This window comes from Micromonospora sp. AMSO12t (assembly GCF_008806585.1).
Classification (GTDB): Bacteria; Actinomycetota; Actinomycetes; order Mycobacteriales; family Micromonosporaceae; genus Micromonospora; species Micromonospora reichwaldensis.
In genome coordinates this window covers 1-2,165 of sequence record NZ_WAAS01000467.1, presented here as the reverse complement: position 1 = coordinate 2,165, position 2,165 = coordinate 1, and the positions used below count along the sequence as shown (strand labels likewise).

4 protein-coding genes are annotated in these 2,165 nt (G+C 72.9%); 2 read left to right on the top strand and 2 right to left on the bottom strand.

Features of this window, described 5'->3' with window-relative positions; genetic code table 11:
* On the bottom strand, positions 1-649 hold a 649-nt coding region (locus F6X68_RS32305), incomplete at its 3' end, for a PP2C family serine/threonine-protein phosphatase (protein WP_225852565.1).
* Positions 650-758: 109 nt separating this feature from the next.
* Complete coding sequence (locus F6X68_RS32300; RefSeq protein ID WP_151457780.1) at positions 759-1,193, bottom strand: VOC family protein; 435 nt, start codon at positions 1,191-1,193, stop codon at positions 759-761.
* A gap of 131 nt (positions 1,194-1,324) precedes the next feature.
* On the opposite strand from F6X68_RS32300, the gene F6X68_RS32295 reads away from it, so the two are divergent.
* Together F6X68_RS32295 and F6X68_RS32290 are read left to right on the top strand one after the other, a co-directional pair.
* Entirely contained in the window at positions 1,325-1,561 is a 237-nt protein-coding gene (locus F6X68_RS32295; RefSeq protein ID WP_089001290.1) for an HTH domain-containing protein, read from the top strand.
* The gene (locus tag F6X68_RS32290; RefSeq protein WP_151457779.1) at positions 1,561-2,139 is read left to right on the top strand and encodes a Clp protease N-terminal domain-containing protein; all 579 of its coding nucleotides are present in this window, start codon (positions 1,561-1,563) and stop codon (positions 2,137-2,139) included. Before F6X68_RS32295 ends, F6X68_RS32290 begins: the two co-directional genes overlap by 1 nt.
* Positions 2,140-2,165: the final 26 nt, after the last annotated feature.

The following is a 2,165-nucleotide window of genomic DNA, read 5'->3' as shown; positions in this document are numbered from 1 at the left end:
GTCGCGGTGCCGCCAGGAGTTCCCGCATCAGGTGATAGTCGACCTGGTCGCTGACGCCGTCGGTGCAGAGCAGCCAGACGTCGCCGGGGCGCAGCGACACCGCGAGCAGGTCCGCCTCCGGCTCGTCCGGATGGCCGGCGTAGCGGGTGAGCTGGTAGCGGGCGCGATCGGCGGCGGGGGAGCCGACCGGGTACCAGCCGTGCAGTACGCCCAGCCAGGCCGCCGTGTGGTCGACGGTGAGGAGTTCCAGCAGGCCGTCGCGCAGGCGGTAGGCGCGGGAGTCGCCGAGCTGGACGAGCCAGCCCTGCCCGCCGTCGGGCTCCACGAGCAGGGCGGTCAGGGTGCAGCCGGTCAGCTCCGCCAACTGTGCGCCGGCGGCGCGTACGGCTGACTGGACGTGGCCCACGGCGGCGCGTAACTGGCGCGCGTCGACCGCGGGCCAGGCGGCCCGGACCTGCGCGACGAAAGTGCTCATGGCCGTCGTGCCGGCCCGGCGGCTGCCCTCGCCGGCGCCCATGCCGTCGACCACCGCGGCGAAGGGCAGGGCGGGGTCGACGTGCAGCACGTCGAAGTTGGCCGGGTAGCGGTTGCCGACCACGCTGCCGCCGGCGAACTCCAGCGTGACCTCGCCGAGCGGGAGACGGCGCACGTCACCGGGCACGGTGACCTCGGCGCGGCGGCCGGCGGAGGAGGTGCACCGGCGGATCGTACTGGGGGTTGCCGGCGCAGGTGGTCCGGGTTGCCACGTTCGCGGCCACTCAGTCGAGACAGAACTCGTTGCCCTCGACGTCCTGCATCACGAGGCACGACTCGTCGTAGCCGTCGGCAGTCAGTAGTCGCACGCGCACCGCGCCGAGCGCGACCAGCCGTGCGCATTCGGCCTCAAGCGCGGCCACGCGCTCCTCACCCACGAGCCCGGTGCCGACCCGCACGTCGAGGTGCAGCCGGTTCTTGACGACCTTGCCTTCGGGAACGCGCTGGAAGAACAGTCGCGGGCCCACGCCTGTGGGATCGCCGCATGCGAACGCGGAGCCCTGCCGCTCAGGCGGCAGCGCGCGATCGAAGTCGTCCCAGGTGGCAAACCCCTCAGGTGGAGGCGGTACGACGTATCCCAACGCCTCGCACCAGAAACGAGCGACGCGCTCAGGTTCTGCGCAGTCGAAGGTGACCTGGACCTGCTTGACCGACGCCATCGGACCACCATAGAGGCGGGATCCTCCGTCGTCTCCCCGGTTTTGCTGCGCACCCACGCCTGGCACCCGGTGGCCGGACGAAGTTGTCAACATGGGTTGACAGTGCGGCGATGTCAACGTAAGTTGACGACATGAGTCAGGCAACGGAACTCGCGGCGGCAGCCGGCAGCACCGACCCCCGGGTCGGGCTGCGCGCCGTCCGCGCGCTGCGCCGGTTGCTCGAACGGCTCGAGGTGGTCCAGGTGGACAACGCCCGTCGACAGGGCTGGTCCTGGCAGGAGATCGCCGACGAGCTCGAGGTCAGCCGGCAGGCGGTCCACAAGAAGCACGCCGGTCGTCCGGCGGTCGGATCTTCCTGGGAGGCGTGATGTTCGAACGGTTCACCGACCGGGCCCGCACGGTCGTGCGGTACGCCCGGGACGAGGCCCGGACCGAGGGCGAGCGGCCCGTCGGGACCGAGCACCTGCTGCTCGCCCTGCTCTCCGACGGCGACAACCTCGCCGCCCGGGTGCTCGCCGAGGCCGGCCTCCGCGCCGACGACCTGCGGGCCCGCGTCCGCCGGCACACCGTGCGGGGAGCCACCGGCCTCGCCGACGCCGACGCTGCGGCCCTGCACGAGATCGGCATCGACCTGGCCGCCATCGTGGCCCGGATCGAGGAGTCCTTCGGCCCGGACGCGCTGCGCGAGGCCGCGCCGGCGCCGCGCCGCCGCTGGGGTCGCCGACGGTACGCGGGCGGCCCCTTCTCCCCGCGCGCCAAGAAGGTGCTGGAGCTGGCGTTGCGTGAGGCGCTGCGACTGCACCACCGCCACATCGGCACGGAGCACATCCTGCTCGGCGTGCTCCGCGAGGGTCATGGGCTGGGCGCACGGGTGCTCACCGAGGCCGGCGCCGACCTCGACGACCTGCGCCGCCGCGTCGAGACCGCCCTCCGCACCCCCGCCTGACCAAACCCTCACCTCACCCACCCCAC